This is a genomic window from Saccharopolyspora sp. NFXS83 (assembly GCF_026241095.1).
Lineage (GTDB): Bacteria > Actinomycetota > Actinomycetes > Mycobacteriales > Pseudonocardiaceae > Saccharopolyspora_C.
The window spans coordinates 48997-55907 of sequence record NZ_JAPFGB010000039.1 but is presented as its reverse complement, the minus strand read 5'-3'; the positions used below and the strand labels follow the sequence as shown (position 1 = coordinate 55907).

The window sequence follows — 6911 nt, the reverse complement described above, 5'->3', positions numbered from 1 at the left end:
TTGTCCCTCGTGGCGGAGCCACTCGGGAAAAAGAGCCCGCAGCGAGGAAGCCGCTGAGGTTCCGCCAAACGACCACCAAAGCCAAACGACCCCAGAGCTCAATCGTCGTAAGGATCGAAGTTCGCTGCGCTGTCGAACCAGTCCGTGGCCTGGGTGTCGTCGACGACGGCGAACCGAGCCCCGGTGGGGTCTCGCAGCACGGCGACCCGTCCGATGCTGGAGCCGTAGGGGTCGACGCGGACGCGGGCGCCGAGCCCGATGGCCCGGTGCACCAGCCCGTCGATGCCTTCGTCGGCGTCGGCTCCGAGGTACAGCAGCCAGTGCGGCCGGGTGCCGGGGGTGATGTAGTCGCGGATCATGCTGACCCTGGCCAGCACCGATTCGCCCGCGAGGTACCAGACGGCGTAGTTGGAGCGGTTCTCCGCGCCGAACTGCTCGGCGGTGTAGCCGAAGATGCCTTGGAAGAAGTTGTCGGCGGTCTGCGCTTTGATGGTGACGAGTTCGGCCCACATGAGGGTGCCGGGCAGCCCCACGTCGAACTGCCAGGATTCGGCGGGCGAGAGCAGTCCGAATTCGGCGTCGGAGGGGCCCACGAGCACGGCTTTGCGACCGAGGCCGGGTACGTCGGCGGACGGCACGGTGATCTGGGCGCCGTCTTCCACGGCTTGGCCGATGGCCGAGTCGACGTCCTGGGTGGCGAGGAACAGCCGCCACACGGAGTGGTCTCCGGCGGCGTGGCGGATGCTGGCGACGGGGAACCCGTCCCGTGAGGCGACGATGTGCTCGCCGGCCTCGTCGTCCTGGTGCGTCTGGTATTCCCACCCGAACAGTTCGGCGTAGAACTCGCAGGCCTGCTCCACATCGGTGGTCGCCAGCTCGATCCAGCACGGCATGCCGGCCAGCAGTTCCCACCGAGGAGCGGCCTCCCCAGGCTGCACGACGGCCATGTCCCTCACCCCCACCTCATCGCTTCAAGATCGCTCCCATTATGACCGAGTGATCGCCGGCCCCAATCCCTCCGAATACGGATTCACCCGTCGAACCACGTCGAAAGAAAAGGGCAAATCGCCCGCAACGCCCGCGTGTGCACGAATGCCGGAGGCGTTGCGGCGAGCCCGTGCGGCCGACGGCGAAGTGCCTCGCGGGCACCTGAGCGGCAAAAGCGCGGGAGCGATTCCCGGGACGACCGGAGCGTCAGAGGTAGCGGTACACGTCCTCGGGGTTCAAGCCGCGCGCGAGCATGATCACCTGGAGCCGGTACAGCAGTTGCGAGATCTCCTCGGCCAGCGCCTCGTCCGACTCGTGCTCAGCGGCGAGCCACACCTCACCGGCCTCTTCGATGACCTTCTTGCCCTGGGCGTGCACGCCGGCATCGAGCGCGGCCACGGTCGCGGACCCTTCGGGCCGGGTTCGGGCACGTTCCTGGAGCTCGCTGAACAGCTCGTCGAAGGTCTTCACGGGGTTCGATCCTTGCATCCAGCGGACCGGGCCCCGACGGGGGTCCCGCGGTGGTTCACGCGAGCGCTCCCGGCAACAACGCGCCGAGCGAGCGCACGTCGAGCGCTTCGAGGCTGTCCAGCAGCACTCGCCGCTCCCCCTGTTCCAGCGGGACCTCGCAGGGGACCGCGACCACGGTGCAGCCCGCGGCGACGGCGGCGGCCACTCCGGTCGGCGAGTCCTCCACGGCGACGCATCGACGCGGGTCCACGTCGAGGAGCCGGGCCGCCCGCAGGTACGGCTCGGGGTCGGGCTTGTTGCGGCCGTCCACTTCGTCGCCGCAGACGGTGACGTCGAAGGAATCCCGGCCGAGGGTGTCGAGCGCGATCTCGGCCAGCGACCGGATCGTCGAGGTGACCAGGGCCGCCGGGATGCCCAGCGAACGCACTCCGGCCAGCGCCTCGCGGGCGCCGGGCCGCCAGGGCAGGCCCTGCCGGAACAGTTCGGTGCTGCGCGCCTCCACCCAGTCGGCGGCTTCGGAGACGGCCGCCGCGTCCGCGGCGAGGTCCAGGTCGGCCAGCAGCATCCGCATGCTGGTGCTCATGTTCGACCCGACCATGGCTTCGCGGGTGGCGATGCTGAGCTCACCGCCGCGGTGCGTCGCGTAGTCGCTCAGCGAGATCGTCCACAGCTTTTCGGAGTCGACGAGCGTGCCGTCCATGTCGAACAGGACGGCGGCAGGGCGGGCGTCAGTCATCGCGCCCCGGTCTCGGCATGTTCATCTGTCCCACGCGTCCAGTACAGCAAAGGCGCACGGGCCGCTCACAGCGAACGTGGCCGATCCCTCCCCTGCGGGTTCGGATCCCTTCCGGGATGTCGGGCGCTCACGTCGCCCATAGGTCGTAGGCTGACGCGGTGAACGATCGCGAACCACGCTCCGCAGACCAGGTGGACCGGACCGAGGGGAATCCGACCGAACGGACATCGACCGAAGGGAAACCCGCCGGGCCGACCGATCCGATCGCCGTGATCGGTTTCGAAGGTTGGAACGATGCGGGTGACGCCGCAAGCTCCGCGATCGAGCACCTCGAACTCACCTGGGACGCTTCTCCGCTGGCTGAGATCGACCCGGATCCGTACTACGACTTCCAGGTCTCGCGTCCCACGGTGAAGTTGGTGGACGGCGTGACCCGCAAGGTGAGCTGGCCGACGACGCGCCTGTCGGTGTGCCGCCCGCCGGGTGCCGAGCACGACGTGGTGCTGGTGCACGGGATAGAGCCGAACATGCGGTGGAACGCGTTCTGCGCGGAACTGCTCGAACATCTGGACAAGGCCGGGGTGCGCACCGTGGTGTCGCTGGGCGCGCTGCTGGCGGACTCCCCGCACACCCGCCCGGTTCCGGTGACCGGAACGGCCTACGACGAGGACTCCGCCACCCGCTACGGGCTGGAGCGGTCCACCTACGAGGGGCCGACGGGCATCGTGGGCATCTTCCAGGACTCGTGCGTGCGGTCGGGCATCCCGGCGATCTCGTTCTGGGCCGCCGTGCCGCACTACGTGTCGCAGCCGCCGTCGCCGAAGGCGACGCTGGCGCTGCTGCACCGGGTGGAGGACGCGCTGGACCTCGAGGTACCGCTGGGCAACCTGCCGGACCAGGCGGAGGAGTGGGAGACCACGGTCAGCGAGATGGCCGAGGAGGACGAAGACGTCCGCAACTACGTCCGGGCGCTGGAGGAACGCGGCGACGCCGAGGTGACGCTCACCGAGACCAGCGGTGACGCGATCGCCGCGGAGTTCGAGCGCTACCTGCGCCGCCGCGGACCGGGCGGAAAGGGCCCGTTGGGTCCGGGTCCGGGCTGACGAGTCCTCCCTGACACGAGAACGCCCTCCGAGCCGAGCGCTCGGAGGGCGTTCCCACGTTCGGTCTCAGCCGGTCACAGCTGCACGCCCAGCAGCGCGTCGACCGCGGCCCGGATCTCGCCGGGGGCCGATTCGTCGGTGCCGCCCTGGCCGAGCGCCTCGTCCGCCCAGACGTCCACGGCGCGCAGCGCCCCCTGGCTGTCGAGGTCGTCGGCGAGCCGGTCGCGGAGCCCGGCGATCGCCGTCGCAGCCGCGGGACCCGCGGTCAGGGCGGCGGCTTCGCGCCAGCGCGCCAGCCGGGCCGTTCCGGCGGTGAGCGCCTCAGCCGTCCAGGAGCGGTCGGTGCGGTAGTGCGCGTCGAGCAGCGCGAGCCGCACCGCCATCGAATCCACCCGGTCACCGCGCAGCCGCGACACGAACACCAGGTTGCCCTTGGACTTGGACATCTTCTCGCCGTCGAGGCCGACCATGCCCGCGTGGCAGTAGTGCCGCGCGAACGGGGTCTCGCCGGTCAGCGCCTCGGCGTGCGCGGCGCTGTACTCGTGGTGCGGGAAGGCCAGGTCGGAGCCGCCGCCCTGCACGTCGAAGGTCATCCGCAGGCGGTTGAGCGCGATCACCGAACATTCCAGGTGCCAGCCGGGCCTGCCGGGCCCGAGCTCGGACTCCCAGGACGGTTCGCCGGGCCGGGCCACTCGCCACAGCAGCGCGTCCAGCGGGTGCTCCTTGCCCGCACGGCCGGGGTCGCCGCCGCGTTCGGCGAAGAAGTGCAGCATGTCGTCGGCGCCGTAGTTCGACTCGTAGCCGAACCGGCCGGTGGTGTCGTGCCGGTAGTAGATGTCGGGGTACTCGTCGTCGACCCGGTAGGCCGCGCCGGAGGCGAGCAGCTTGCCGACGGCCTCGACGATCTCGGGCATCGCTTCGACGGCGCCGATGAAGTCCTGCGGCGGCAGCACGCGCAGCGCGGTCATGTCCTCGCGGAACAGCGCGGTCTCGCGCATGCCCAGGACCATCCAGTCCTCGTTGTCCCGGTCGGCGCGTTCGAGCAGCGGGTCGTCGATGTCGGTGACGTTCTGCACGTAGTGCACCTCGTGACCGTTGTCGAGCCACAGGCGGTGCACGAGGTCGAACGCCAAGTAGGTGGCGGCGTGACCGAGGTGCGTGGCGTCGTACGGGGTGATGCCGCAGACGTACATCCGCGCCACCGGACCGGGGGTGGTGGGCCGGACCTCACCGGTGGCGGTGTCGAAGAGCCGGAGGGGACGGGGTGTGCCCGGCACCTGGGGCACGGGGACCGACGACCAGGTTTGCATGCACTCGACCTTAAACGTCCCGTCCGACGCGATGCCGCCCTGTTACACATCGTGAGAAGCAGCCGGGACCGGGCGGCCCGTGACGCCGGCCACCGAGCCCCCTCGCCACAGGGCGGCGGAAATCCGGATTCCGGCGATAGGCGGGGAATTCACGACCCTCGCCGCGCATGTCTTCCGGTGCTCGCCGCATCGCGCACCGGCTTTTCCGATCGAATCGTCATCGCACGTCACAGACCGTTCGGATCGTTCGATCAGGACCTTTGACAATGGCGGGAGCGGTCCACGCCGGACGTATGCTCGTGCGCACGGACAACATTCCGCCTCGGCGCACGCCCGAGGGCCGCGTGGCTTTCCACCGGCCCGTTCGGACGCGCCGGACCTGCGCACGGGGGGCGAGGCGTTGACATCGGTACGAGTGGACGGGCTCTGCAAGGTCTTCGGACCGCACCCGGCGGACGCGCTGCGCCGGTCGCGGGAGGGCGTCGGAGGGGACCGGCTGCGCGCCGAGGGAACCACGGTGGCCGTGCTGGACGCGTCGTTCGCCGTCGAGCCCGGCGAGATCTTCGTGGTGATGGGCCTGTCCGGTTCCGGCAAGTCGACGCTGATCCGGATGCTCAACGGCCTGCTCACCCCCTCCGAGGGCCGCGTGTACGTCGACGAGGAGGACGTCACCGCGCTCACCGGCAAGGCGCTGCGCGCACTGCGGCAGCGCACGATGAGCATGGTGTTCCAGCACTTCGCGCTGCTGCCGCACCGCAGCGTGCGGGACAACGTCGAATACGGCCCCCGCATCCAGGGCGCCGCACCGGCGCGGGCCCGGGAGCGGGCCGACGAGGCGTTGCGGATGGTGGGCCTGACCGGGTGGGAGCAGCGGTTCCCGCAGCAGCTCTCCGGCGGCATGCGCCAACGGGTGGGCCTGGCCAGGGCGCTCGCCGCGGGCACCGACGTGCTGCTGATGGACGAGGCGTTCAGCGCGCTGGACCCGCTGATCAAGCGGGACATGCAGGACCAGCTGGTGCAGCTGCAGGCCGAGCTGGGCAAGACGATCGTGTTCATCACCCACGACCTCAACGAAGCGATGCGGCTCGGCGACCGAATCGCGGTGATGCGCGCGGGGCGCATAGTGCAGCTCGGCACCGCATCGGAGATCCTGCGCCGCCCCGCGGACTCCTACGTGGCGCGGTTCGTGCGCGACGTGGACCGCGGCCGGGTGCTGACCGCGGGAGCCATCGCCGAGCGCACCGCAGATCCGGCCCGGCCGTCGACCACCGACCCCGTCCCCGCGCGGACCCCGCTGCACGAGTTGTTCGGCCGCGTCACCGAGACCGCCGCGCTGGAGGTGGTCGACGCCGAGGGACGGGTGATCGGCACGGTGGGCCCGTCGACGGTGCTGCGCGCGCTGGGCGACGGCGGACGGACGGAGGCCGATGATGGCTGAGTTCCCGCGCGTCCCGCTCGGCGACTGGTTCCAGGCGCTGGTGAACTGGCTCAACGACACCATCGGCCCGTTCTTCGACTTCGTCGACCTGGTGGTGCGCTCGGCCGTGGACGGGCTGACGGCGGTGCTGCTGTGGCCGCCGGCGTGGGCGCTGGTGCTGGTGCTGACCGCGTTCGCCTGGTGGCTCCGGGGTTGGCGCTTCGCCCTGTTCACGATCATCGGGTTCGGCCTGGTGGTGAGCATGCGGGAGTTCCCGCCCGCCATGCAGACCTTGTCGCTGGTGCTGGTGGCCAGCACCATCGCGATCGCGGCGGCGGTCCCGCTGGGAATCCTGGCCGCCCGGAACCGGACGGTGAGCCGGGTGGTGCGCCCGGTGCTGGACCTGATGCAGACGATGCCGGCGTTCGTGTACCTGATCCCGGTCATCTTCTTCTTCAACATCGGCGCGGTGCCGGGCGTGATCGCCACGGTGATCTTCGCGCTGCCGCCGGGGGTGCGGCTCACCGAGCTGGGCATCCGCCAGGTCGACGGCGAGGTGGTGGAGGCCGGTGCCGCGTTCGGGGCGCCGCCGCGGCGCATCCTCACCGGCATCCAGCTGCCACTGGCCATGCCGTCGATCATGGCCGGGATCAACCAGGTGATCATGCTGTCGCTGTCCATGGTGGTCATCGCGGGCATGGTCGGCGCCGAAGGGCTGGGCACCGAGGTCTACACCGCCGTCACCCGCGTGCAGCTGGGCGCGGGCTTCGAAGCCGGGGTGGCCGTGGTGATCCTCGCCGTCTACCTGGACCGCAGCACGGCCGTGCTGGCCGACCGGTCACCCGTCTCCCGCGCGGCGCGCACGACCGCGCCCGCCGGGTGACGTC

The 6911-nt window shown here is 70.6% G+C and carries 7 protein-coding genes; 3 read left to right on the top strand and 4 right to left on the bottom strand.

What is annotated here, in order from left to right:
• Positions 1–98: 98 nt before the first annotated feature.
• The 3 genes from OOZ19_RS28125 to OOZ19_RS28115 form a co-directional block, all read right to left on the bottom strand.
• Positions 99–947 carry a VOC family protein gene (locus OOZ19_RS28125; RefSeq protein WP_266093184.1) on the bottom strand — a complete coding sequence of 283 codons (849 nt, stop codon included), beginning with the start codon at positions 945–947 and terminating at the stop codon, positions 99–101.
• Between the two features lie 247 nt (positions 948–1194).
• On the bottom strand, positions 1195–1458 hold the full coding sequence (locus OOZ19_RS28120) for a phosphoribosyl-ATP diphosphatase (protein WP_266093183.1): 264 nt from the start codon (positions 1456–1458) through the stop codon (positions 1195–1197).
• 55 nt (positions 1459–1513) lie between these two features.
• Positions 1514–2194 (bottom strand): HAD family hydrolase, encoded by a 681-nt coding sequence (locus tag OOZ19_RS28115; RefSeq protein ID WP_266093182.1) that lies wholly within the window; start codon positions 2192–2194, stop codon positions 1514–1516.
• 191 nt (positions 2195–2385) lie between these two features.
• On the opposite strand from OOZ19_RS28115, the gene OOZ19_RS28110 reads away from it, so the two are divergent.
• Positions 2386–3297: a PAC2 family protein gene (locus tag OOZ19_RS28110; protein ID WP_416309517.1), complete on the top strand. Its 912-nt coding sequence runs from the start codon at positions 2386–2388 to the stop codon at positions 3295–3297.
• A 74-nt stretch (positions 3298–3371) separates the two neighbouring features.
• Here OOZ19_RS28110 and mshC read toward each other — a convergent pair whose 3' ends face one another.
• Positions 3372–4607: a cysteine--1-D-myo-inosityl 2-amino-2-deoxy-alpha-D-glucopyranoside ligase gene (gene mshC / locus OOZ19_RS28105; protein WP_266093181.1), complete on the bottom strand. Its 1236-nt coding sequence runs from the start codon at positions 4605–4607 to the stop codon at positions 3372–3374.
• A gap of 400 nt (positions 4608–5007) precedes the next feature.
• On the opposite strand from mshC, the gene OOZ19_RS28100 reads away from it, so the two are divergent.
• Both OOZ19_RS28100 and OOZ19_RS28095 read left to right on the top strand, forming a co-directional pair.
• Positions 5008–6045 (top strand): quaternary amine ABC transporter ATP-binding protein, encoded by a 1038-nt coding sequence (locus tag OOZ19_RS28100; RefSeq protein WP_416309516.1) that lies wholly within the window; start codon positions 5008–5010, stop codon positions 6043–6045.
• Positions 6035–6907 (top strand): ABC transporter permease, encoded by an 873-nt coding sequence (locus tag OOZ19_RS28095; protein WP_416309515.1) that lies wholly within the window; start codon positions 6035–6037, stop codon positions 6905–6907. The genes OOZ19_RS28100 and OOZ19_RS28095 overlap by 11 nt, the downstream gene beginning before the upstream one ends.
• Positions 6908–6911 lie beyond the last annotated feature (4 nt).

Coding starts and splice junctions, on each gene's coding strand:
- OOZ19_RS28125 (WP_266093184.1), bottom strand. CDS start 947: ATGGCCGTCGTGCAGCCTGGGGAGGCCGCTCCTCGGTGGGAACTGCTG.
- OOZ19_RS28115 (WP_266093182.1), bottom strand. CDS start 2,194: ATGACTGACGCCCGCCCTGCCGCCGTCCTGTTCGACATGGACGGCACG.
- OOZ19_RS28095 (WP_416309515.1), top strand. CDS start 6,035: ATGATGGCTGAGTTCCCGCGCGTCCCGCTCGGCGACTGGTTCCAGGCG.
- mshC (WP_266093181.1), bottom strand. CDS start 4,607: ATGCAAACCTGGTCGTCGGTCCCCGTGCCCCAGGTGCCGGGCACACCC.